Origin of the sequence: Leifsonia sp. 2MCAF36 (genome assembly GCF_052115525.1) — a bacterium.
GTDB lineage: Bacteria > Actinomycetota > Actinomycetes > Actinomycetales > Microbacteriaceae > Leifsonia.
In genome coordinates this window covers 146865-167767 of record NZ_JBFRGV010000003.1, presented here as the reverse complement: position 1 = coordinate 167767, position 20903 = coordinate 146865, and the positions used below count along the sequence as shown (strand labels likewise).

Sequence of the window (20903 nt, the reverse complement as noted above, 5' to 3'; positions counted from 1 at the left end):
GCGATGAAAGAGAACATGCCACCTCGCCCTTTCAAGCGTTCCTGTCCCTTTGCCGCGGTCAACATGCTCCGATTGGCTACCTCCTTCATGGTCCTCGCCATAGTGCTGGCGATATCGGGACTCGGGTTGCTACTCGTTCCCGGCGGCGTCCCCTACGGAATGCTCGCCGCCATCATGATGGCGCTCATAGGCGGAACGCTTCTGTTCTATTTGCTCGCTCGGCTGGTCGGCACCAGGGAAGCTCGATCCGGGTACACCACGCTGACCAACCGCTACCGAGAGTTGCCTCAACTCGACCCCCTCTCCGGCACCGTGATCCGTGAGCCAGGAAAGCCCTATCACACAGCATCAAAACGAAAGCGATAGACCAAATGACGACCGAAGGAATCATCTACGGGGTCGTGGCCCTCTCTGTGGTGGCGGTCATTGTGGCGGGCATTCTTACCATCACATCGATTCGACTCAACACCGTGAGACGGGGCGCGTTGAACCCACCTACGACGGCGCTGACGATGACTGGCCTCTACGGATCGGTGACCAATGCGGTCCTCCGCCGAATGGCGACGGCATCTGGGACGGAATCACATCGAACAGGGCAACGGTTCACCGTAATCGTGGATGAATCGGCCATGACATGGTGGCGAGGTTCAGCACAGCCCACGAAGATAGCGACCTTCCCGCTTTCGACTATCTCCGACGTGAAAGGTGGAACGACGCATTACGGCCGCATCACTTATCAGACTCTCTTTCTCGGGGTGACGGTTCTTGACAAGACGTACGAGCTCCAACTGCGTCTGACCGGCCCAAAGGGAATCACGTACGCGTCCGTGGCACAGAGGGAGGACTACGTTGCCGATCTATGGAGCCGAGTGGCGGCCACGAATCCAGGGGAAGACGTATAGGTTATGGCTCCCTTCATTCCGCAGGTCATCAAAGCCTGGATCCTCGAACTGGCACTCGAAATCGCAAAGGCAGTCGTTCAAGCGGTCAGCGGTGTTGGTACAGGTCTTAGCGTTGCTGAGGGCGGGGGCAAAATCATCCAACAGGTTCAACGAAGTTGATACTCACGCCCAAACGATCATCCGGGAAAGCTAAGCGGCGGGCACGCGGGAGTGTTGACATCGTGACGAACAATTTCGCGAGCGTGCTGTGGTGGGCGCGGAGCACGCGCAACGCCGCCGCATGGATACCGTGCATGCTCTCTTTGGAGGGTCAGCGCGTTGAACTGGTATCCGAGCGGGGCGTTGAATTGGCTTGTGACGTGTCTGACCTCAGGATCGAAATCACAGGACTCAGCGCTCTGAGACTTGTCGGGGTGGAGAAGGAATTTGTGCTGTCCGCCGTGGGCGGGAGGACTGTTCTACTGCCTCTACCGTCGCTCGAGAAACGATTGAGTATTTTCAGGGCTGCACACCCTGGCGGCCCGAGCGAATCGATGATCGACCCGATCGCGCAATGGCAGAAGCTGTTGGTCGAGGCGGGGGCACAGCGCTCTGGTCGCTCGCGAAGCCGATTGCGTTTGCTTTGGGGGGTCGCCGTATGTGTTTTCGCGGCCTTCCTCGCAGCAATCGGAATTCTGGTCGGCCTTTTGGCAGCAAGATGACTTTCGCTTGGAATCGCAGGGCGGGGGCGCTCGGGCTCGACCCTAGTGGCAGGTCGCCAGCAGCCAGTCGTTGGACGTGGGGCGAACGCCGCCGGCGGATTGGTTTCATTGTGGCGGCCAGTTGGTTCTCATATCTAGCCGTCGTCCCAGCGACAATTTTCCTCGCTTTTCCGCCCGTGTTTGTGCAGTTTCCCCAAGCCTTCCTCATTGCGGTCGCGCTCTTCGTTCTCCCGCCGGCCTGGATCCACGTCAACTGGGTCTTCAACCCGGAGTATCTCTTCACCTCTAATGGCGCTCGCCGGATTCGCTTCAGCGAGCACGTTGAGGCGCAGGTGTCGTTGAAGAGCAACATCGTCAACGATTTCGGCATCCCGCGGCTGCCCGTGGACCTGCGCACGTCTCCTTCGCGCGGTGTAGGCGGCGCAGACCAGTCGGCCCATCTGGAAATGACTTTGACTCGGGTGCTCTGGGACGACTATCTCTACATCCCTGGCCGCGCGCTCATCCCTGCGGGGCCGTTTCCGAAGCGCACACTCTCGGCGATCCTCGAGTTCGGTCCGGACGGGTTGATGCTCAGTGCGGGACTGTGGCGCCCGGGTGTCGTTCTCGAGCTTCCGTACTCCAGAATTATCGGGGTGTGGAACGGAAGTCAGATCAAGACGATCGACTCTGGCGGCGTGCTCGTTGTGGTCGTCGATTCTGGTGACGACGATTTACTGTTCCCGTTCGACGTCGTGCGTGTGACCCCGAAACAGAGTCCGCGCGCGGCGGTGGAGGCGCTCGTCCGCCTCCTGGAGGAGCGACGACAAGGACCGACGGCAACTGTGGAAGGAAGGGAAACGTGACCCCATCACGGTTCATGGCAGGCCGCCGAATACGTGATGTGGTCACCGACCGGTGAACCGCGGCTTCCGTTTCTCCTGGAAGGCGCGGAAGCCCTCGCGGTAGTCGTCCGTGTCCCGGAGTGCCTCCTGGGCCGCGTTCTCCGCGGCCACCGAACCCCACAGGTCGAGGGAGCCGTCGCGGAGCCCTGCGACGATACGCTTGCTCGCCAGGAAGGCCTGGGTGGCACCGGAGGCGGCTGCCGCGGCCGCCGCATCCACAGCCCCGAGCAGCTCGGACGTCGGCAGTGCACGCGAGAACAGACCGCCAGCGACGGCCTCGGCACCGGACATCAGCCGCCCCGAGTAGATCAGGTCGAGCGCCCGATGCGGGCCGAGGCGCGAGACCAGCAGCCAGTGTCCGCCCGAGTCGAGCGCAGCGCCGAGGGCGGCGAACGGGGAGCCGACCTTGGCATCCTCGGCCGCGTAGACCACATCCGTCGCGATCAGCAGGCCGAGGCCGACGCCGAGGCACGCCCCCTGCGCCGCCGCGAACGTCGGCGCGGGGAAGGCGGCGATGCGCTGAAGCAGCGGCGTCACCAGGCCATCGAGGTAACCGCTCACATCGTCGGTCGCCGGGTCCACTCCGGCGATGTCGCGTCCGGCGCAGAACGCGCGGCCTTCGCCGCGCAGCACCAGAGCGCCTACGCCGGCCGCCTCGGCCTCCGCGTAGGCGGCGGTCAGGGCTCGCAGGTCGTCGGGTCCCAGTGCGTTCAGCCGCTCGGGCGCGTTCAGCGTCACCCGGGCGATCCCGTCGGCGATCTCCAGTTCGATCACGCGCGGCTCCTCTCAGACGTCGTAGTCGACCACGACGCGGTCGGTCAAGGGATGCGACTGGCAGGTGAGCACGTAGCCGCGCTCCAGCTCGTCCGGCTCCAGGGCGTAGTTCTCCGTCATCCGCACGTCGCCCGAGATCAGGCGCGCCCGGCACGTGCCGCACACCCCGCCGGTGCAGGCGAACGGCACGTCCGGGCGCACCCGCAGGGCCGCGTTCAGCACCGACTCGTTGGCATCCACCGGGGTGGTCACCGTCGAGGTGAGGCCGTCCAGGGTGAACTCGATGTCGGCCGTGCGCTCGCCGTCGTGCACCACCACCGGGCGGCCCACGTCGCCGCGGACCTCGCCGGGCTCTCCGGTCGTGAACAGCTCGAAGTGGATGCGCTCGCGCGCCACCCCGTACGACTCCAGTACATCCCGGCACAGCTGCACCAGCTCGAACGGTCCGCACAGGAACCACTCGTCGACGGTGTCCGGCGGGAGCAGGGTGTCCAGCATCCGCCGCAGCCTCTCCTCGTCGATGCGGCCGGAGAGCAGAGGGGCGGAGCGCTGCTCGCGGGACAGCACGTGGTGCAGCGCGAGGCGGGACGGGTAGCGGTCCTTCAGGTCGGCCAGTTCCTCCAGGAACATGACGTCGATCGCGGTGCGGTTCGTGTAGACCAGCGACACCCGCGACGTCGGAGAATCGGCCAGGATGCCGCCGGCCAGCGCCATCAGCGGCGTGATGCCGGACCCGGCGGCGATACCGACGATGTGATGTCCAGCCGTTCGCGCGGGGTCGAGCGTGAACGTCCCCTGCGGGCTCATCACGTCGATCCGGTCGCCCGCCCGCAGCTCGCTGGTCGCCCACGTGGAGAAGGCACCGCCGAGGTCGCGCTTGATCGCGACGCTGATCCGGCCGGGAGTCGGCGGACGGCAGAGGGAGTAGCTGCGCCGCAGCTCCCGCCCGCCGACGTGCGCGCGCAGCGCGACATGCTGGCCGGGTAGGTAGTCGTACTCGCCGTGCAACTCGTCCGGGACCGCGAACGTGACCTCGACGCTGGCGGCCGTCAGCGGTCGCACCTCGGCGACGGCGAGGGTGTGGAAGCGGGCGCGCGCCATCCTCAGAGCGCCTTGAAATGGTCGAACGGCTCGCCGCACCCGCGGCAGACGAACAGCGCCTTGCACGACGTGGAGCCGAAGTGGGCCACCTCGCGGGTGTCCAGCGAGCCGCAGTGCGGGCACTTCACCGACAGGCTGACCCGGACCGGGCCGGCAGCCGACGGGGGAGCGATGCCGTACTCCTGCAACGCCGAACGTCCGGCAGCGCTGATCCAGTCGGTGGTCCACGCCGGGGACAGCGTGAGACGGACGCGCACGTCGGCGAAGCCCGCGGCGGACAGGGCGCGGACCACATCCTCGCGGATCGCATCCATTGCGGGGCAGCCCGAGTAGGTCGGGGTGATGACCACCTCCACGCCGTCGTCCGAGACGGTCACCTCGCGCAGCACGCCCAGGTCGTCGATGCTCAGGACGGGCACCTCGGGGTCGACGACCGCTGCGGCCGCCGACCACGCCCGCGCGGCGTCCGCGTGATGGGTCACCATGATGCCCCCGGATGCTGGCGCGCCAGCACCTGCAGCTCGGCGAGCAAGGGCGCGAGGTACTCGGAGTGACGGCCGCGACGACCGCCGCCGGCGGCGTGGAAGGCCTGAGGGAGCTCCAGCTCCGCCTCGGCGAGCACGGGAGCTATGTCGGCGTCGAACGGGGCGCGCAGGGTGGAGGGGCGGACGGCGACACCGTCCAGCTCATCCATCAGGGGCTCATCTCCGCCTGATTCGTCCGAGAACAGCTCGTCGACGTACGGCCAGACGTCCTCGAGCGCCCGCAGGGTGCGGCGGCGGGACTCGTCGGTGCCGAGCGCCAGGCGCAGCATCCACTGGTCCGCGTGATCGCGGTGGTAGTCGACCTCTTTGACCGCCTTCGCGGCCACCCCCGCGAGCACCGGGTCGGTGGAGGCGCGCAACCGGTCGTACAGCACGTACAGGTAGTGGGATGCGGCGAACTGCCGCACGATCGTGTGGGCGAAGTCGCCGTTCGGCTGCTCGAACAGGTGCGCGGAACGGAAGTCGCCCTCCTCGCGCCAGTACGCCAGATCGTCCTCGGTGCGCCCCGATGCCGAGCCCGCGTAGCGGAGCAGGGAGCGGGCGTGGCCGAGCAGGTCGAGTGCGATGTTCGCGAGCGCGACATCCTCCTCCAGCTCCGGTGCCCTGGTGATCCAGGCCCCCAGCCGCTGGGCCAGCACGAGGGCGTCGTCGCCCAGCCAGAGGGCGTACTCGGCGACCTCGGGAGTCGGCGGCACGTCGGAGGCGACGAACTCCTCCGACAGGGTCACGGCGCTGAGTTCGACGTGCCCGTGGTCGAGGTGGGCGCTGTCGAGTTGGGCGTCGGTCACAGGTGCTTCACCCCCTCAGCGGCGGTGTAGTAGGTGGCGTGCCGGTAGTTCTTGCCCGCGGGCGAGGTGAAGAAGGCGCCCTTCGCGTCCGGGTCGCTCGCGGTGATCGCGTCGGAAGGGACCACCCAGATCGAGACGCCCTCGCCGCGGCGCGTGTACAGGTCGCGGGCATTACGGAGCGCCAGCTCCTCGTCGGGTGCATGCAGCGAGCCCACGTGCACATGGCTGAGGCCGCGGGACGCGCGGACGAAGACCTCCCAGAGCGGCCACGGTGCGGTGTTCATGTCTTCGGCGGTCATGCGACGGCCCCCTCGTGGATGCGCGCCTCGGCCTGCTTGGCGGCGTAGGCGGCGGCCGCCTCCCGCACCCAGCGTCCCTCCTCGTGTGCCTCGCGTCGCCGCTGCATGCGCTGCGCGTTGCACGGGCCGCGGCCGGCGATGATCTCCTGAAGCTCGCTCCAGTCGATCGGGCCGAGATCGTAGGCCTGACGCTCCTCGTTCCAGCGGAGGTCCGGATCCGGGAGCGTCACGCCGAGCGCCTCCGCCTGCGGGACGAGCATCGCCACGAAACGCTGACGCAGCTCGTCGTTCGAGAAGCGCTTGATGTTCCACGCCATCGAGCGGGCGGAGTTGGGGGAGTCGGCGTCCGGCGGCCCGAACATCATCAGCGACGGCCAGTACCAGCGGTCCACCGCATCCTGAGCCATCCGCTGCTGATCGGGAGTTCCGCGCATCAGCGACAGCAGGATCTCGAAGCCCTGGCGCTGGTGGAACGACTCCTCCTTGCAGATGCGCACCATCGCGCGGCCGTACGGTGCGTACGAGCAGCGGCACAACGGCACCTGGTTGCAGATCGCTGCGCCGTCGACCAGCCAGCCGATCGCGCCGATGTCGGCCCAGCTGAGCGTCGGATAGTTGAAGATCGACGAGTACTTCGCCTTACCGGAGAGCAGCTGCTCGGTCAGCTCGTCGCGGGTGATGCCGAGGGTCTCGGTGGCCGAGTAGAGGTAGAGACCGTGGCCGGCCTCATCCTGCACCTTCGCCATCAGGATGGCCTTGCGCTTCAGGCTCGGAGCGCGCGTGATCCAGTTGGCCTCCGGCTGCATCCCGATGATCTCGGAGTGCGCGTGCTGCGACATCTGGCGGATCAGCATGCGCCGGTAGTCGTCGGGCATCCAGTCGCGCGGCTCGACGCGGGAGTCGGCGGCGATGAGCTCGTCGAAGCGGGCCCGGCCGGCGTCTTCGTCCGTGTCGGTGGTGGCGGTGGTCATCATCGACCCTCCAGTCGCGGATCATTACTTACCGATCGTTCGTTCAGTATATCCGAACGAGGGGCTCGCGTGCCAGACTGAGCGGATGACCGACGCCGCGGGTACCGACGCTGCGAGCACCGACGCTCCGGGTACCGACGCGCTGCGCCGCGGGCGTCCGGGATACGACCAGCGCGGCATCCTCGAAGTCGCGGTCACCGCATTCAACGAGTACGGCTACGACGCGACCTCGATCGGGATGCTCGCCGAGCGTCTCGGCCTCTCCAAGTCGGCGATCTACCACCACGTCGCGTCGAAGGACGAGCTGCTCGGTCTCGCACTCGACGAGGCCCTGGACGGTCTCGAGGGTGTGCTGCGCGCGCCCGAGGCGACCGAGGGGGCCGCCGCCGACCGGCTGGCGTTCGTCCTCCGGGGTGCCGTCCGTGTGCTCGCCGACCGGCTGCCGTACGTCACGCTGCTGCTCCGTGTGCGCGGCAACACCGACGTGGAGCGCGCCGCCCTCGCGCGCCGGCGCGCCTTCGACCACGCCGTGGCCGCTCTCGTCGCGGAGGCCCGCGACGAGGGCTCCCTGCGCACGGATGCCGACCCGGCCGTCGTCGCGCGCCTGCTCTTCGGCATGATCAACTCGCTCACCGAGTGGTACACCCCCTCGGGCCCCCTGACCCCCGACGACCTCGCCGCCACCATCACCGCCCTGGCCCTCCGCTAACCCCCGTCCCTCCACCCACCGTCGAGTACACGAATCTTGCACGCTCGCGCGGCGTGTCGCGTGCATTTTTTGTGTACTCGACGGTGGGGGAGGAGGGGGCTATTTGGCGACTAGGGTGAGGACGTCGTAGGTGGCGACTAGTTCGTCGCGCTGGTTGGTGATGCGGGCGTCCCAGCGGACCTCGCCGTAGTCGTCGGTCTCGCGCGGGGTGATCTGCTTGGCGGTGAGGGCGACGCGGATGCTGTCGCCGGGGACGACGGGCGTCAGGAAGCGCAGGTCCTCGAGGCCGTAGTTGGCGAGCACGGGTCCGGGCGCCGGGTCGACGAACAACCCGGCCGCCCAGGACACCAGCAGATAGCCGTGCGCCACCCGGCCCGGGAAGAACGGGTTCGCGGCCGCCGCATCCTCGTCCATGTGCGCATAGAACGTGTCGCCGGTGGAGGTCGCGAACTGTTCGATGTCGTCGAGCGAGATCTGGCGCGGGCCGGCCTGCACCTGGTCGCCGATGCGCAGGGTCGCCAGCGACTTGCGGAAGGGATGCTGCGCCCCGGCGTGCGCCTCGGCTCCCGGATGCCAGACCCCGGTGATAGCCGTCAGCAGGTCGGGCGACCCTTGCAGCGCGGTCCGCTGCATGTGGTGCAGCACCGCGCGGATCCCGCCGAGCTCCTCGCCCCCGCCCGCGCGCCCGGGGCCGCCGTGGACGAGGTGCGGCATCGGCGAGCCGTGGCCGGTGGAGGTGCGCGCGTCATCCCGGTCGAGCACCAGGATGCGGCCATTGTAGGCTCCCGAGCCGAGCACGAAGGTCCGCGCGAACTCCGGATCGTGCGTGGCGACGCTGGTGACCAGCGACCCGCCGCCGCGGGCGACCAGGGCGACCGCCTCCTGAGCCGTCTCGTAGGGCAGGATGCTCGCCACCGGTCCGAACGCCTCGACCGTGTGCGCTTCCGGCGTCCACGCGTCGGCGAAGCGCAGCAGCAGCGGGGCGACGAAGGCACCCTCGGGAGCCGCGCCGGTGGCCCCGTCCGCGAGGCGGACGGTCGGCTGGTCGAGGCCGCCGAGCACCAGCTCGCCACCCGCGGCGACCAGCCGGGATACCTGCCGGAGCACCTCCTCGCGCTGTGTCCGCGAGGCGAGCGGCCCCATCGTGACGCCCTCGGCCCGCGGGTCGCCGAGGATGACGCGGGAGGCGATCCGGTCGCGGACCGCCCCGATCACGTCGTCGACGAGTGGCGCCGGCACGATCGCCCGCCGGATCGCGGTGCACTTCTGCCCCGACTTGGCCGTCATTTCGACGACGAGCCCTTTCACGTAGGCGTCGAATTCCGGAGTGCCGGTCACCGCGTCCGTGCCGAGCACCGAGGCGTTGATGGAGTCTGTCTCGCTGGTGAAGCGGACGCCGCCGGTCTGCACCGAGTCGTGCGCGCGCAGCCGCTCCGCGGTCGATGCGGACCCCGTGAAGGCGACGAGGTCGCCCAGCCGGAGGTGCTCGAACAGGCCGGGGACCTGGCCGCAGACGAGCTGCAGGGTGCCCGCCGGCAGGAGTCCGGAGTCGACCATGATCCTCACTGCGGCCTCGGCGACGAACGCGGTCGGCGTCGCCGGCTTCACCAGCGTCGGCAGCCCGGCCAGGAACGACGGCCCCAGCTTCTCGAGCATCCCCCAGACCGGGAAGTTGAACGCGTTGATCTGCACCGCGACGCCCTGTAGCCGGGTGTAGACGTGACGGCCGAGGAAGCTGCCGTCCTTCGACAGCTGCTCCGCCGGCCCGTCGAGCACGACCTGCGCGTTGGGAAGCTCGCGCCGACCCTTCGACCCGTAGGTGAACAGCGCGCCGATGCCGCCGTCGACGTCGATCCACGCGTCCGCGCGGGTGGCGCCCGACTGCGCCGAGAGCTCGTAGAGCTCGTCCTTGCGGTCGGTGAGCGCCTGGGCGAGCTGCTTCAGCAGCAGCGCGCGCTGGTGGAAGGTGAGCTCGCCGAGCGAGGCTTGGCCGACGGTGCGCGCGTGCTCGAGGGCTCCGGCGAGGTCGAGGCCGGCCGCGCTCACCTGGGCGACGGGTACGCCCGTGGAGGCGTCGAGTACCTCCGCCGCGTCGCCCGCGGTCCTGCCGAGCGCGTCCTCCGGGGTCCACCATCCATCACGGATGTAGCTGGGCAGGATCATGTGAGGCCTCCTCGTGTGGATGCGTATGCTGGCCGCATGGCCGACGGCGACTGGACGATCGAACTGGGTGAGCTCGACGTGAAGATGGGGGTGCGCATCCTGGAGCAGTCCGCGGAACGTGTGGTGGCGACCATGCCCGTCGAGGGCAATCGCCAGTCGTTCGGGCTGCTGCACGGCGGGGCGTCGGTCGCGTTCGCCGAGGCGCTCGGGTCGTGGGCGGCCGTCATCCACGCCGGTCCCGGGCGGAGCGCGGTGGGGGTGGACATCAACGCCACGCACCACCGGGCGGCCCGGTCGGGGCTGGTGACCGGGGTCGCGACGGCGATCCGCCTGGGTCGCACGATCGCATCGCACGAGATCGTGGTCAGCGACGAAGACGGCAACCGGATCTGCACGGCGCGCATCACCAACCTCATCATCGACGCCCCGGATCGGTAGGCGGCGGGGCGTCGGTAGGCGGCGGGGCGTCGGTAGCCGGCGGGTTCCCGGCCGCACCGGTCGGCGGGGCGTCCTTCGTCCAGTCGTAGAAGCCGTTTCCGGTCTTCTTCCCGAGCATCCCCTCGGCGACCATCTGGCGGAGCAGCTCCGGGGGCTCGAAGCGCGGGCCGAGTTCGCGCGCGAGGTACTCGGCGATGTCGAGCCGCACATCCAGCCCGACCAGGTCAGTGAGGCGGAGCGGACCGACCGGATGCTTGTAGCCGAGCGTCATCGCCCGGTCGATGTCGTCCGGCGTGGCGACGCCCTCCTCCACCATCCGGATCGCCTCCAACCCGAGCAGCACGCCCAGCCGCGACGACGCGAAGCCGGGGGAGTCGCGCACGGTGATCGCCGTCTTGCCGAGGGCGCCGACCCAGCGGGCAGCGTCCTCGGCTGCGGTCGTGGCGGTGGCGGTCCCGGTCACGATCTCGACCAGGGTGGATGCGGGCACCGGGTTGAAGAAGTGCATCCCGAGGAACGCGCCCGGCCGCTGCAACCCCTGCGCCAGGGCGTCGATCGACAGCGATGACGTGTTCGTCGCGAGCACCGCATCCACCGGGAGCAGGTCCTCGGCGCGGCGCAGCGCCTCGCGTTTGAGGCCGACGAGTTCCGGGACGGCCTCGATGGCGAGCCCGGCACCGTTGAGTGCTTCCCAGGTCACGGTCACCAGCAGACGGTCCGGGTCCGGGGCGGGGGCGCCGCGCCGGACACTGTTCTCCACCGACCCGAGGATGCGGTCCCGCGCCTCCTTCGCCGCGGTCGCGTCGCGCTCCACGACGGCGACGTCGGCGCCGGCCATCACGAACGCGTGCGCGATGCCCGCGCCCATCCGTCCGCCGCCGATGACGGCGATCCGCTCGGGAAGCTGCTGTGTACTCATCGGGCCTTCCTCCGTTCCAGGAACTCGGTCATCCTGCGCCGCTTCTCCGGCGACTCGAACAGCCGCGCCTGCGCCTCCCGCTCGGCGGCGGGATGCTCGGCCGTCGGCGCCCGCAGCACCCGCTTGGTCAGCTGCGTGGCGAGCGGGTCGTTCGCGGCGATCCGGTCGGCCAGCGCGTGCGCGGCGGGCAGCAGTTCGCCGGGCTCGTACAGGTCGCTCACGAGTCCGGCGGCCAGCGCCTCCTCGCCGTCGAGGATGCGGCCGGTCAGCACCAGCTCGGTCGCCAGCGGCAGGCCGACCAGCTGGGGGAGCCGCCACAGCGCGCTGGCGGCGGCGATGATTCCGAGGCCGGTCTCCGGGTTGCCGATGCGCAGCCGTGGGGTGCCGATCCGGAGGTCGGCCGCGTAGGCGAGTTCGGCGCCACCGCCGAGGGCGTAGCCGTCCAGCGCTGCGATGACCGGCATCGGCAGGGCGGCGATGCGGGAGAAGATCGTGTCGTTGATGCCGCGTTCGGCGTCAGCCGCCGTGCGCTCGCGCAACTCGGCGATATCCGCACCCGACGCGAAGACGCCGCCCGCCCCGGCGAGGATGAGGATGCGCGGCGCGACCTCCAGCGACGCGCAGACCCGGTGCAACTCATCCACCATCCGCTGGTCGATCGCGTTGCGCCGCTCCGGACGGTTCAGTGTGACGACCACCCGGTCACTGCGCTCCTCGACGGTGAGGCTGGGCTGGTCGCTCATACCGCCTCCACGATCAGTGACGTCCCCTGGCCGACGCCGACGCACATCGTCGCGAGCCCTCGCAGGGCGCCCTCCCTCTCCATCCGGCCGAGCAGGGTGACGAGGATGCGCGACCCGCTCGACCCGAGGGCGTGGCCGAGCGCGATCGCTCCGCCGTCGGCGTTGACGGTGGCGGGGTCGAGGCCGAGCCGCCGGATGCAGGCCAGGGCCTGGCTGGCGAAGGCCTCGTTGAGCTCGACCGCGTCGAGGTCGCCGACATCGAGGCCGGCCCTCGCGAGCGCCTTTCGCGTCGCCGGGACCGGGCCAAGCCCCATGACCTCGGGTGCGACGCCCGCGCTCGCGGCGGAGACGATCCGTGCCCGCGGACGGAGGCCGTACCGTTCGATCGCGTCGGCACTGGCGACGAGGATCGCGGACGCGCCGTCGTTGAGCGGGGAGGCGTTGCCCGCGGTGACCACGCTGCCGCCGGCGACGACGGGCTTCAGCCGTGCCAGTGCCTCCAGGCTGCTGTCGCGTCGGATGCCCTCGTCGGCGCCGACCGTTCCGGACGGCGTCTCGACCGACAGCAGTTCGTCGTCGAAGCGCCCGGCGTCCGCGGCGGCCGCTGCGCGCCGGTGGCTCTCGAGGGCGAAGGCGTCCGCCTCCTCCCGGCCGATCCCGTCGATCCTGGCGACCTCCTCCGCCGTCTCGGGCATGGTGTAGGTCGCCTTGTCGCGGTCGAGGAGGCGCGGGTTGGTGAAGCGCCAGCCGATCGACGTGTCGAACTGCGGGCCGGGCTTCGCGAAGGCGCGCTCGGGTTTCGCCTGCACCCAGGGCGCCCGCGTCATCGACTCGACGCCGCCTGCGACGATGAGGTCCGCATCCCCGGCCCGGATCGCCTGAGCGGCCTGGATGACGGCGGTGAGCCCGGAGGCGCAGAGGCGGTTGACGGTCATGGCGGGAACCTCGTCCGGAAGTCCCGCCAGCAGGACGGCCATGCGGGCGACGTTGCGGTTGTCCTCGCCGGCCTGGTTCGCAGCTCCCAGGATCACCTCGTCGAGCGCGTCCGCGGGCGCGCCGCTACGGCGCACCGCCTCGGCGACGACGAGCGCCGCGAGGTCGTCGGGCCGGACGCCCGCGAGCGCGCCGCCGTAGCGGCCGACCGGCGTGCGCACGCCGCCGACGAGGTAGGCCTCCGCCATCGTGCTCTCCCTCGAACCCGACGAATTACCGAACGATCGTTCAGTCTAGTCGATCGTCGCAGAACGCGACCCTCTGGGCAACCGTCTCCGCACGCCCGCTTCGGCCGCGGCGACGACCAGCACGAGGATGGCGACGGCGCACACCACCGTCGCCAGCGCGGGGAGTGCGAACCCGGCCACCACCAGGACCAGCGGCAGGACGACGGCCGGGACGGCCCAGCGCAGGATCGCACGCCAGGCGTCACCGAACCGCCGGGCGATCATCGCGTTCGTCAGGTAGAACAGCGCGATCCCGCCGCCAAGGCACAGCGACAGCGCCGCGGGCAGTGGATCGGCGGGGTGCGCAATCGCCCCCGCCAGCGCTCCCGAGATCGCGGTCACCCCGGCAAGCAGCAGGAACGGCAGGAACGCCACCGTGTCCCGGATGGCGCCGACGTCGCCCCTCTCGCGCAGCGCCTCCAACCCGCTCCGCATCCTGTCGATCCCGAAGAGGAAGAAGGACCACGCGAGTCCGGCGACCAGCAGCAGTCCGAGCACACCCGTGACGGCGGCGGCGGCAGTCCAGGTGCCGCTCACCGCGGCGACCACCGTCAGCACCGATTCGCCGAGCACGATGATGACCAGCAGGCCGAAACGCTCCGAGAGGTGCTCGACGTTCAGCCGTCCAAACGCCGCCGCCGACCAGCGTGCGGCCGTGGTGGTCAGCAGCACCACCTCCAGGGCCACCGCGACCGCCCACAGCAGGTAGCCGGCCGGCTCGGGCAGGAAGATGGACACGATCCAGAGCAGGGCGGTCACGCCGTTGTACACGAGGAGGCGCACCCGAGACGCGCGTCCGTCCGACCAGGACCGGCGGATCCACACCGCGAGCAGGATCAACCGCAGCAGCGCGTTCCCGGCGGCGAACAGCCAGGCGCGCTCGCCGACGGCCTCCGGTGCGGCGACGGCCATCGCCCCGATCGCGAGCATCGCGGACAGCATCACGACGGACAGCCCGCGCACCGTCAGCCCGGGGGACACGTCGATCACGAACGTCAGATTGACCCACGACCACCACACCGAGGCGAACAGCACCAGGAAGATCGCGAGCGAGCCGAACCCGGGGTGCACGTGCAGCCCGTGCGCGAGCTGCCCGACCAGCGCGACGAAGATCAGGTCGAAGAACAGCTCCATCCAGTGCGCGCGCGAGGGATCGCGGTCGCTGAGCTCGGCCATAGTGGGAGGGTATCGGCCGGCGAACCTCCGCGCGACGCTCAGCGCGGGTCGTGGTCCTCGAGCACGGCAGCTACCTGCGCTTGCGTCGGAGATTCGGCCGCTTGTGTCGGAGATTCGGGCGCTTGCGTCGGAGGTTCGGCCGCTTGCGTCGGAGATTCGGGCACCCCAGGGGTCGGATCTCCGCCTGACCGCTTTGCGTCGGAGATTCGAACGTTTCATACCGACGTTGGTCGATGCCGCGCGCGACAACCGGGTGCGCGGCGCCCGACAGCTCAGCGCAGGTCGTGGTCCTCGAACACGAGAGACGTCTTGGTGTCGCGCACCGAGGGGATGCTGGTCAGCTCCTCCAGCACCACCCGCCGCAGGTCTTCGTTGTCGCGGGCGCGCACCAGCAGGATGACGTCGAAGTCTCCGCCGACGAGCGCGAAGTGCTCGACCTCGGGGATGCCGCGCAGCCGGTCCCGGAGGTCGTGCCAGTCCGCCTGCTCGACGCGCAGCGTGACGTACGCCGAGGAGGCGCGACCGGACAGGCGCGGGTCGACCTTCGTCGTGAACCCGGTGATGACGCCCTCCGCCACCAGCCGCGAGACCCGCGCGTAGGCATTCGCCCGCGAGACGTGTGCGGTCTCGGCGACCGCAGTGATGGAGGCGCGGCCGTCGGCTCGCAGAGCGTCCAGGATGCGTGCGTCGATGTCGTCCATGGTGCTGGACAGTCTGGCACCGAAGCGTCGCCAGCGCATCCGTTCGTCTCGACTCTTTCGCACCCGTAGCGCTGGCCGTCCGCCGAAGTCATCCTGAAGAGGAGCGACGTCTTTCGAAGGAGAACAGATGCACGCGGACGATCTGCTGCCCGGCGACACCCCGCTGCGGCTCATCGACCAGGACGGCGGGTCCCACCCGGACGACCGGCACCCGATGCCCCCCACCGACACCCTGCTCGACGGCTACCGCCGCCTTGTGCTGGCCCGCCGGCTCAACGACCAGGCCGATGCCCTCGTGCGCCAGGGCCGCCTCGCTGTGTACCCGTCGTCGCACGGGCAGGAGGCCTGCGAGGTCGCCGCCGCGATGGTGCTGGCGGAGCGGGACTGGCTGTTCCCGACCTACCGCGACACGGTCGCCGTGATCGAACGCGGTGTCGACCCGTTCGAGGCGTTCGTGCTGTTGCGCGGGGACTGGCACTCCGGCTACGACCCGACCGTCCACCACGTCGCGCCGCAGTCGACCCCGCTCGCCACCCAGCTGCTGCATGCGGTCGGGTTCGCGCACGCGGCGCGGATGCGCGGCGAGGACACCGTGGTGCTGGCCATGTGCGGGGACGGCGCGACCAGCGAGGGCGACTTCCACGAAGCGCTCAACTTCGCGGCCGTCTTCCACCTGCCGGTCGTCTTCCTGGTGCAGAACAACGGGTACGCGATCTCCGTCCCGCTCAGCAGGCAGACCGCCGCGCCAAGCATCGCCCACAAGGGCGTCGGCTACGGGATGCGCGGCCGGCTCGTCGACGGGAACGACCTCGCCGCTCTGCTCGCGGTGCTCGGAGAGGCGGTCTCGGAGGCCCGGGAGGGCGGAGGACCCACCCTGGTGGAGGCGCTCACGTACCGCATGAAGTCGCACACCAACGCCGACGACGCCACCCGCTACCGCACGCAGGAGGAGGTGGAGCCGTGGCTCGCCCGCGACCCGCTGCTCCGGCTGCGCAGCTGGCTGGCCGCGCAGGGTGCCCTGGACGCGGGCGACGACGCCGAGACCCACGCGCACGCCGAGCGGGTCGCCGCCGAGCTGCGCACCGCGATCATGGCCGACGCCGACCCGCACCCCGAGGAGCTCTTCGCCCACGTCTACGCGACGCCCACCCCGCAGTTGCGCGAGCAGGCCGAGCATCTCGCCGCCGAGCTGGCCGGCACCGAACTGGCAGGCACCGAATCGGCCGAGACCGACACGGCTGCCACCGACTCCACCCGCACCCAGGAGGTCGCCCGATGACGCTCATGCACGACGCCCCCACCGACCGCGCCGCATCCACAGCCCCCGCCACGATGACCATGGCGCAGGCCCTCAACCGCGCCCTCGCCGACGCGCTCGCCGCCGACCCGTCGGTGCTGGTCTTCGGCGAGGACGTCGGAACCCTCGGCGGCGTCTTCCGCATCACCGACGGCCTGACCGCCCGGTTCGGCGAGAACCGCTGCTTCGACACCCCGCTGGCCGAGGCCGGCATTGTCGGGACCGCGGTCGGCATGGCCATGAACGGGATGCGCCCGGTCGTCGAGATGCAGTTCGACGCGTTCGCGTACCCCGCCTTCGAGCAGATCGTCGACCACGTCGCCAAGATGGGCAACCGCACCCGCGGAGCCGTGCGCCTGCCGATGGTCATCCGCATCCCGTACGCGGGCGGAATCGGCGGCGTCGAGCACCACTCCGACTCGTCCGAGGCGTACTACGTGCACACGCCGGGCCTCACGGTGGTGTCGCCGGCCACGCCGCAGGATGCGTACGGCCTCCTGCGTGCAGCGATCGCGCATCCCGACCCCGTCGTGTTCCTCGAGCCGAAGAAGCTGTACTGGTCGACCGGCGAGGTGGATGTGGATGCTCCGCTCCCCGAGATCGGCCGGGCCCGCGTCGCCCGGGAGGGCACCGACGCGACGCTGATCGCGTACGGCCCCTCCGTCCCGGTCGCGCTCGCCGCCGCCGAGGCTGCGGAGGAGGACGGCCGCAGCGTCGGGGTCATCGACCTCCGCTCGCTGGTGCCCTTCGACGACGAGACCGTGTGCGCAGCCGTCCGGGCGACCGGCCGTGCCGTCGTCATCGCCGAGGCGCCCGGCTTCGCGAGCATGGCGGCGGAGATCGCCGCGCGCGTCTCCGAGCGCTGCTTCCACCACCTGCTCGCGCCGGTCCGCAGGGTGACCGGGTTCGACACTCCGTTCGCGCCGCCGAAGCTCGAGAAGTACTACCTCCCCGACATCGACCGTGTGCTGGACGCCGTGGATGCGCTGCAGTGGGAGGACGCGTGAGCCCCCGGGTCTTCACCCTCCCCGACCTGGGTGAGGGTCTGACGGACGCCGAGCTGGTGCGCTGGCTGGTGGCCGTCGGCGACACGGTCACCACCGACCAGCCGATCGCGGAGGTGGAGACGGCCAAATCGGTGGTCGAGGTGCCGTCGCCGTACGCCGGGACGGTCGCTGCGCTGCACGGCGAGGAGGGGGAGACCATCCTGGTCGGAGCGCCGCTCATCGAAGTGGACGAGGGGGCCGCGCCGGCAGAGCCGGCGGCCGAGTCGCCCGCGAAGTCGTCCAGCGGCTCGGGTCAGGTGCTCGTCGGCTACGGCACGGTCGAGCACGGGGGACGCCGCCGCGGGCGCGTCTCCCGGGGCTCGACGCTCACCGCCGAGCGCCCGGCGGCGGTCAGCCCGGCCGCGCCGCCCCGGATCGTGCCCGTGGTCTCCCCGGTGGTCCGCTCACTCGCCCGCAGCCACGGCATCGACCTGACGACCCTCCGCCCGAGCCGGCCGGACGGCGTGCTGACCCGGCGGGATGTGGAGGCCGCGTTCGCGACAACGCAATCGGCGGCCGACACGGCAACGCGCACCGACACGGCTACGCGCACCGACACGGCCACAGGCACCGACGCGCGCACCGGCCTCGCCGTCACCGCGACCACCCCGTTCTCCCGCCTGCGCCGCACGGTCGCCGAGACGATGTCGCGCAGCCGCTCCGAGATCCCCGAGGCCACCGTCTGGGTGGATGTCGATGCCACCGACCTGTGGGAGGGCCGCCGCCGTCTCACCCGCGACGGCCGCGCGCCCTCCTTCCTCTCGTTCGTCTCGCGGTTCGCCCTCGCCGCGCTCGCACGCCATCCCGAACTCGCCGGCCGCGTCGCAGCCGACGGCCAGGGCCTCGTCACCTTCGACGGCGTGAACCTGGGATTCGCGGCGAACACCGATCGCGGGCTGCTCGTGCCGGTCGTCCGGCGCGCCGACAAGCTGTCGGTCCGGGAGCTGGACGCCGAACTGGACCGGCTCGCCCGGGCGGCACGCGACGGGACGCTGCCCCCGGCCGACCTCGCCGGCTCCACGTTCACGATCAACAACTACGGCAGCCTCGGCGTGGACGGCAGCGCAGCGATCATCAACCACCCCGAGGTCGCCATCCTCGGCCTCGGCCGGGCGATCGAGCGGCCGTGGGTGGTCGACGGGGCCGTGGTGCCGCGCCGCATCCTGCAGCTGTCCCTGGTCTTCGACCACCGGGTTACCGACGGCGGGGTCGCTGCGGGCTTCCTGCGCGAAGTCGCCGACGCGATCGAGTCGCCGCTCGGTGTCCTGGCCGATGCTCCCGGTCCGCTGGCGGGACTGGCTCCCTGACGGACCGAGCGTACGGTGGCGGCATGAGCGACAAGAAGAACGACGGCGACTACGACCTCAGCGAGGAGAAGGAGGTCGCGCCCGAGGAGAACATCGACTGGCTCCCGCATCCCGAGCCGACCGACGGCGACGCCCCGGCGCCCTGACGACCGGCGATCGGGCACCCGCCGACCCGCGACCCGGCGACGGGCCGACCGAGCGCGGTGCCGGGCATAGGGTGGAGCGAGTGACTCGTCGCCCGCTTCCGCTCTGGCTCGCCGTGGTCATCGCCCTTTTCTGCGGCGGCCTGGTGGCGATCCAGACTCGGATCAACGGCGAACTCGGCGGCCGGCTCGGCGACGGCTTCACGGCCGCGGCCATCTCCTTCGGGTCCGGGCTGATCATCCTCACGGTCGCGTTGGCCGTCGCCCCGGCCGGGAGGCGTGGGCTGGCCCGGGTGCGCGACGCGCTCCGCACCCGTCGGATCCCGTGGTGGTACGTCTGCGGCGGGGCCGCCGGCTCGTTCCTGGTGCTCTCGCAGGGCCTCACCGCCGTCGCTCTCGGCGTCGCGCTCTTCACCGTCGCGGTGGTGGCCGGCCAGACCATCAGCGGCCTGGTGCTCGACCGCGTCGGCATCGGCCCGGGCGGCCGCCGCCCGCTGACCCCCGCGCGACTCGTCGGAGCACTGCTCGCCCTCGCGGCCGTCACCTGGGCGGTCTCGGCCCAGTTCGGTGGCAGCGCGCCGGTCTGGCTGATGATCCTGCCCCTCATCGGGGGCCTCGGCACCGGCTGGCAGCAGGCCGTCAACGGTCAGGTGAGGGTCGTGTCGGAGAGCGCGCTCAGCGCGACCTTCGTCAACTTCATTGTCGGGACGACCGTCCTGGTGGTGCTCATGCTCGGGCGCTGGTCGTTCGTCGGCCCGCCCGCGCACCTCCCGACCGAGCCGTGGCTGTACCTCGGCGGCGCGCTCGGCTGCATCTTCATCGGCGCGACCGCCCTGCTGGTCCGCATCACCGGCGTCCTGCTCATCGGCCTCGCGACGGTGGCCGGCCAGCTCGCCGCGGCACTCCTGCTCGACCTATTGCTGCCCACGTCGAGTCAGGCGCTCGCCTTCTCGACCATCGGCGGCACGCTCCTCGCGATCGTCGCGGTCGCTGTCGCCAGCATCCGCTGGGGCGCGCGCACGCGCACCTGATCGCGTGGCCGGCGGACGTGCGGCTCAGGGCTTGTAGTCGGCCCCGATGACCACCGTCAGGTCGGCCCCGGTGTCGGCGAAGGCCGTGCTCTGCTGGACCGTCGCCCCGGGGAGGGACTGCGCGGCGCCGAGCGCGGCGGCCTGATTCGCCGGGTCGCTGTAGTACACGATCGTCGTCGCGAGGTCGTTGCGGTCCGCGTTCGCCGTGGCGCCGACCTTCCAGCCGGCGGCGGTCAGCTTGTCGGCCACCTTGGTCGCCAGCCCGGTCGTCGTCGTCCCGTTCAGCACGTTGACGCTGAGCGCAGGGTTGACGGTCGGGGTGATGGTCGGCGTCGGCGTGGGAGTCGGGGACGTCGTCGTGCTCGCCGAGCCCGAGCGGCTCCCGGAGCCGGACGGGCCGTGGAACGAGATGTTCCCGTTCACCAGCGACAGGCCGAAGACTCCGGCGCCGACCAGGAGCACGGTCGCGAGGGCCGCCCATCCGACCGCGATCCAGCCGCGGCCGCGCGGACGGGGACCCCGGTGCGCGCCGACCCGCGTCAGGTCGTCCGGGATCTCGTCGAAGCGGTCGCGGGGGAACTTCTCTGCCATCGGGGAATGCGGTCCTTGGGGTCAGTCGGCGGACGGGAGCGTCCGTGCGTGTCGTGCAGCCAGTCTCGTCTCTCGCAGCCGGAGCAGGCGTTTGACGAGCATGGGGTCGTGGCGCAGCGCTTCGGGACGGTCGATCACTGCGCCGAGCAACTGATAGTACCGGGCCGCCGAGAGACCGAACTCTTCGCGGATGGCCTGCTCCTTGGCTCCGGCGTGCCGCCACCACTGGCGTTCGAATGCGAGGATCGCGGCATCTCGATCGCTCAGCGCGTCAGCGCCCGCGTCCCCGTTCGAGGGCTCACGGGCGGCGGCGGGTCGTCCGTCGGCTGACCGGGTCACGCTCACCGCCTTCACTCGTCGTTCGCTCGTCATCCTAGGGCGGCGGTCCTGTGTGTTTCCGGTTCCGGCCCGGCACGTCGCGGTTCGCTACCGGGAACAGGCGGCGGCGCGACGC

26 protein-coding genes are annotated in these 20903 nt (G+C 70.6%); 12 read left to right on the top strand and 14 right to left on the bottom strand.

What is annotated here, in order from left to right; translation table 11 throughout:
* Positions 1-3 precede the first annotated feature (3 nt).
* From AB4079_RS06120 to AB4079_RS06100, 5 genes are all read left to right on the top strand, one after another.
* Positions 4-366: a hypothetical protein gene (locus tag AB4079_RS06120; RefSeq protein WP_441786404.1), complete on the top strand. Its 363-nt coding sequence runs from the start codon at positions 4-6 to the stop codon at positions 364-366.
* A gap of 5 nt (positions 367-371) precedes the next feature.
* Positions 372-902: a hypothetical protein gene (locus AB4079_RS06115; protein WP_441786403.1), complete on the top strand. Its 531-nt coding sequence runs from the start codon at positions 372-374 to the stop codon at positions 900-902.
* Between the two features lie 3 nt (positions 903-905).
* Positions 906-1061 carry a hypothetical protein gene (locus AB4079_RS06110; RefSeq protein ID WP_441786402.1) on the top strand — a complete coding sequence of 52 codons (156 nt, stop codon included), beginning with the start codon at positions 906-908 and terminating at the stop codon, positions 1059-1061.
* Between the two features lie 62 nt (positions 1062-1123).
* A complete protein-coding gene (locus tag AB4079_RS06105; protein WP_441786401.1) occupies positions 1124-1603 on the top strand; it encodes a hypothetical protein in 480 nt (159 codons plus the stop codon).
* Positions 1604-1713: 110 nt separating this feature from the next.
* Complete coding sequence (locus AB4079_RS06100; protein ID WP_441786400.1) at positions 1714-2448, top strand: hypothetical protein; 735 nt, start codon at positions 1714-1716, stop codon at positions 2446-2448.
* A gap of 42 nt (positions 2449-2490) precedes the next feature.
* Here the strand turns inward: AB4079_RS06100 and AB4079_RS06095 are convergent, their stop codons facing one another.
* From AB4079_RS06095 to paaA, 6 genes are read right to left on the bottom strand one after another with little or no spacing between them, the layout of a single operon-like run.
* On the bottom strand, positions 2491-3261 hold the full coding sequence (locus AB4079_RS06095) for an enoyl-CoA hydratase/isomerase family protein (RefSeq protein WP_441786399.1): 771 nt from the start codon (positions 3259-3261) through the stop codon (positions 2491-2493).
* Positions 3262-3273: 12 nt separating this feature from the next.
* Positions 3274-4362 (bottom strand): 1,2-phenylacetyl-CoA epoxidase subunit PaaE, encoded by a 1089-nt coding sequence (gene paaE / locus AB4079_RS06090; protein ID WP_441786398.1) that lies wholly within the window; start codon positions 4360-4362, stop codon positions 3274-3276.
* A 2-nt stretch (positions 4363-4364) separates the two neighbouring features.
* Positions 4365-4847, bottom strand: a complete 483-nt coding sequence (gene paaD / locus AB4079_RS06085; protein ID WP_441786397.1) for a 1,2-phenylacetyl-CoA epoxidase subunit PaaD — start codon at positions 4845-4847, stop codon at positions 4365-4367.
* Positions 4841-5695, bottom strand: a complete 855-nt coding sequence (gene paaC / locus AB4079_RS06080) for a 1,2-phenylacetyl-CoA epoxidase subunit PaaC (RefSeq protein WP_441786396.1) — start codon at positions 5693-5695, stop codon at positions 4841-4843. Before paaC ends, paaD begins: the two co-directional genes overlap by 7 nt.
* Positions 5692-5994, bottom strand: a complete 303-nt coding sequence (paaB, locus tag AB4079_RS06075) for a 1,2-phenylacetyl-CoA epoxidase subunit PaaB (RefSeq protein WP_441786395.1) — start codon at positions 5992-5994, stop codon at positions 5692-5694. Before paaB ends, paaC begins: the two co-directional genes overlap by 4 nt.
* Positions 5991-6965, bottom strand: coding sequence for a 1,2-phenylacetyl-CoA epoxidase subunit PaaA (gene paaA / locus AB4079_RS06070; RefSeq protein ID WP_441786394.1), 975 nt, complete (start codon positions 6963-6965; stop codon positions 5991-5993). Before paaA ends, paaB begins: the two co-directional genes overlap by 4 nt.
* An 85-nt stretch (positions 6966-7050) precedes the next feature.
* Between paaA and AB4079_RS06065 the strand changes: the two genes are divergently transcribed.
* Positions 7051-7674 (top strand): TetR/AcrR family transcriptional regulator, encoded by a 624-nt coding sequence (locus AB4079_RS06065; RefSeq protein ID WP_441786393.1) that lies wholly within the window; start codon positions 7051-7053, stop codon positions 7672-7674.
* Positions 7675-7773: 99 nt separating this feature from the next.
* Here the strand turns inward: AB4079_RS06065 and paaZ are convergent, their stop codons facing one another.
* Positions 7774-9837: a phenylacetic acid degradation bifunctional protein PaaZ gene (paaZ, locus tag AB4079_RS06060; RefSeq protein ID WP_441786392.1), complete on the bottom strand. Its 2064-nt coding sequence runs from the start codon at positions 9835-9837 to the stop codon at positions 7774-7776.
* Between the two features lie 36 nt (positions 9838-9873).
* Here paaZ and AB4079_RS06055 point away from each other — a divergent pair, with 36 nt between their 5' ends.
* Positions 9874-10275 carry a PaaI family thioesterase gene (locus AB4079_RS06055; protein WP_441786391.1) on the top strand — a complete coding sequence of 134 codons (402 nt, stop codon included), beginning with the start codon at positions 9874-9876 and terminating at the stop codon, positions 10273-10275.
* Here AB4079_RS06055 and AB4079_RS06050 read toward each other — a convergent pair.
* The 5 genes from AB4079_RS06050 to AB4079_RS06030 all read right to left on the bottom strand — a co-directional run bounded on the left by AB4079_RS06050 (position 10253) and on the right by AB4079_RS06030 (position 15034).
* The gene (locus AB4079_RS06050; RefSeq protein ID WP_441786390.1) at positions 10253-11194 is read right to left on the bottom strand and encodes a 3-hydroxyacyl-CoA dehydrogenase family protein; all 942 of its coding nucleotides are present in this window, start codon (positions 11192-11194) and stop codon (positions 10253-10255) included. The genes AB4079_RS06055 and AB4079_RS06050 overlap by 23 nt on opposite strands.
* Positions 11191-11937: an enoyl-CoA hydratase/isomerase family protein gene (locus tag AB4079_RS06045; protein ID WP_441786389.1), complete on the bottom strand. Its 747-nt coding sequence runs from the start codon at positions 11935-11937 to the stop codon at positions 11191-11193. The genes AB4079_RS06050 and AB4079_RS06045 overlap by 4 nt, the downstream gene beginning before the upstream one ends.
* Positions 11934-13118: a thiolase family protein gene (locus AB4079_RS06040; RefSeq protein WP_441786388.1), complete on the bottom strand. Its 1185-nt coding sequence runs from the start codon at positions 13116-13118 to the stop codon at positions 11934-11936. The genes AB4079_RS06045 and AB4079_RS06040 overlap by 4 nt, the downstream gene beginning before the upstream one ends.
* A 45-nt stretch (positions 13119-13163) precedes the next feature.
* Positions 13164-14333: a low temperature requirement protein A gene (locus AB4079_RS06035; protein ID WP_441786387.1), complete on the bottom strand. Its 1170-nt coding sequence runs from the start codon at positions 14331-14333 to the stop codon at positions 13164-13166.
* 272 nt (positions 14334-14605) lie between these two features.
* The gene (locus AB4079_RS06030) at positions 14606-15034 is read right to left on the bottom strand and encodes an Lrp/AsnC family transcriptional regulator (RefSeq protein WP_441786386.1); all 429 of its coding nucleotides are present in this window, start codon (positions 15032-15034) and stop codon (positions 14606-14608) included.
* A 127-nt stretch (positions 15035-15161) separates the two neighbouring features.
* On the opposite strand from AB4079_RS06030, the gene pdhA reads away from it, so the two are divergent.
* The 5 genes from pdhA (at position 15162) to AB4079_RS06005 (ending at position 19858) form a co-directional block, all read left to right on the top strand.
* Positions 15162-16313, top strand: coding sequence for a pyruvate dehydrogenase (acetyl-transferring) E1 component subunit alpha (pdhA, locus tag AB4079_RS06025; protein ID WP_441786385.1), 1152 nt, complete (start codon positions 15162-15164; stop codon positions 16311-16313).
* On the top strand, positions 16310-17338 hold the full coding sequence (locus AB4079_RS06020; protein WP_441786384.1) for an alpha-ketoacid dehydrogenase subunit beta: 1029 nt from the start codon (positions 16310-16312) through the stop codon (positions 17336-17338). Before pdhA ends, AB4079_RS06020 begins: the two co-directional genes overlap by 4 nt.
* Positions 17335-18684, top strand: a complete 1350-nt coding sequence (locus AB4079_RS06015) for a dihydrolipoamide acetyltransferase family protein (protein WP_441786383.1) — start codon at positions 17335-17337, stop codon at positions 18682-18684. The genes AB4079_RS06020 and AB4079_RS06015 overlap by 4 nt, the downstream gene beginning before the upstream one ends.
* A 23-nt stretch (positions 18685-18707) precedes the next feature.
* The gene (locus AB4079_RS06010) at positions 18708-18830 is read left to right on the top strand and encodes a hypothetical protein (RefSeq protein ID WP_441786382.1); all 123 of its coding nucleotides are present in this window, start codon (positions 18708-18710) and stop codon (positions 18828-18830) included.
* A gap of 80 nt (positions 18831-18910) precedes the next feature.
* On the top strand, positions 18911-19858 hold the full coding sequence (locus AB4079_RS06005) for a DMT family transporter (RefSeq protein WP_441786381.1): 948 nt from the start codon (positions 18911-18913) through the stop codon (positions 19856-19858).
* Between the two features lie 24 nt (positions 19859-19882).
* Here the strand turns inward: AB4079_RS06005 and AB4079_RS06000 are convergent, their stop codons facing one another.
* Positions 19883-20449, bottom strand: a complete 567-nt coding sequence (locus tag AB4079_RS06000; RefSeq protein WP_441786380.1) for a LytR C-terminal domain-containing protein — start codon at positions 20447-20449, stop codon at positions 19883-19885.
* Positions 20450-20470: 21 nt separating this feature from the next.
* Positions 20471-20794: a DUF3263 domain-containing protein gene (locus AB4079_RS05995; RefSeq protein WP_441786601.1), complete on the bottom strand. Its 324-nt coding sequence runs from the start codon at positions 20792-20794 to the stop codon at positions 20471-20473.
* Positions 20795-20903: the final 109 nt, after the last annotated feature.

What these genes read in the sequence shown, in the direction of transcription:
- AB4079_RS06120 (WP_441786404.1), top strand. Translation starts at nt 4, where the DNA reads ATGAAAGAGAACATGCCACCTCGCCCTTTCAAGCGTTCCTGTCCCTTT.
- AB4079_RS06115 (WP_441786403.1), top strand. Translation starts at nt 372, where the DNA reads ATGACGACCGAAGGAATCATCTACGGGGTCGTGGCCCTCTCTGTGGTG.
- AB4079_RS06110 (WP_441786402.1), top strand. Translation starts at nt 906, where the DNA reads ATGGCTCCCTTCATTCCGCAGGTCATCAAAGCCTGGATCCTCGAACTG.
- paaE (WP_441786398.1), bottom strand. Translation starts at nt 4,362, where the DNA reads ATGGCGCGCGCCCGCTTCCACACCCTCGCCGTCGCCGAGGTGCGACCG.
- paaD (WP_441786397.1), bottom strand. Translation starts at nt 4,847, where the DNA reads ATGGTGACCCATCACGCGGACGCCGCGCGGGCGTGGTCGGCGGCCGCA.
- paaB (WP_441786395.1), bottom strand. Translation starts at nt 5,994, where the DNA reads ATGACCGCCGAAGACATGAACACCGCACCGTGGCCGCTCTGGGAGGTC.
- paaA (WP_441786394.1), bottom strand. Translation starts at nt 6,965, where the DNA reads ATGACCACCGCCACCACCGACACGGACGAAGACGCCGGCCGGGCCCGC.
- AB4079_RS06065 (WP_441786393.1), top strand. Translation starts at nt 7,051, where the DNA reads ATGACCGACGCCGCGGGTACCGACGCTGCGAGCACCGACGCTCCGGGT.
- paaZ (WP_441786392.1), bottom strand. Translation starts at nt 9,837, where the DNA reads ATGATCCTGCCCAGCTACATCCGTGATGGATGGTGGACCCCGGAGGAC.
- AB4079_RS06055 (WP_441786391.1), top strand. Translation starts at nt 9,874, where the DNA reads ATGGCCGACGGCGACTGGACGATCGAACTGGGTGAGCTCGACGTGAAG.
- AB4079_RS06050 (WP_441786390.1), bottom strand. Translation starts at nt 11,194, where the DNA reads ATGAGTACACAGCAGCTTCCCGAGCGGATCGCCGTCATCGGCGGCGGA.
- AB4079_RS06045 (WP_441786389.1), bottom strand. Translation starts at nt 11,937, where the DNA reads ATGAGCGACCAGCCCAGCCTCACCGTCGAGGAGCGCAGTGACCGGGTG.
- AB4079_RS06040 (WP_441786388.1), bottom strand. Translation starts at nt 13,118, where the DNA reads ATGGCGGAGGCCTACCTCGTCGGCGGCGTGCGCACGCCGGTCGGCCGC.
- AB4079_RS06035 (WP_441786387.1), bottom strand. Translation starts at nt 14,333, where the DNA reads ATGGCCGAGCTCAGCGACCGCGATCCCTCGCGCGCGCACTGGATGGAG.
- AB4079_RS06030 (WP_441786386.1), bottom strand. Translation starts at nt 15,034, where the DNA reads ATGGACGACATCGACGCACGCATCCTGGACGCTCTGCGAGCCGACGGC.
- pdhA (WP_441786385.1), top strand. Translation starts at nt 15,162, where the DNA reads ATGCACGCGGACGATCTGCTGCCCGGCGACACCCCGCTGCGGCTCATC.
- AB4079_RS06020 (WP_441786384.1), top strand. Translation starts at nt 16,310, where the DNA reads ATGACGCTCATGCACGACGCCCCCACCGACCGCGCCGCATCCACAGCC.
- AB4079_RS06010 (WP_441786382.1), top strand. Translation starts at nt 18,708, where the DNA reads ATGAGCGACAAGAAGAACGACGGCGACTACGACCTCAGCGAGGAGAAG.
- AB4079_RS06000 (WP_441786380.1), bottom strand. Translation starts at nt 20,449, where the DNA reads ATGGCAGAGAAGTTCCCCCGCGACCGCTTCGACGAGATCCCGGACGAC.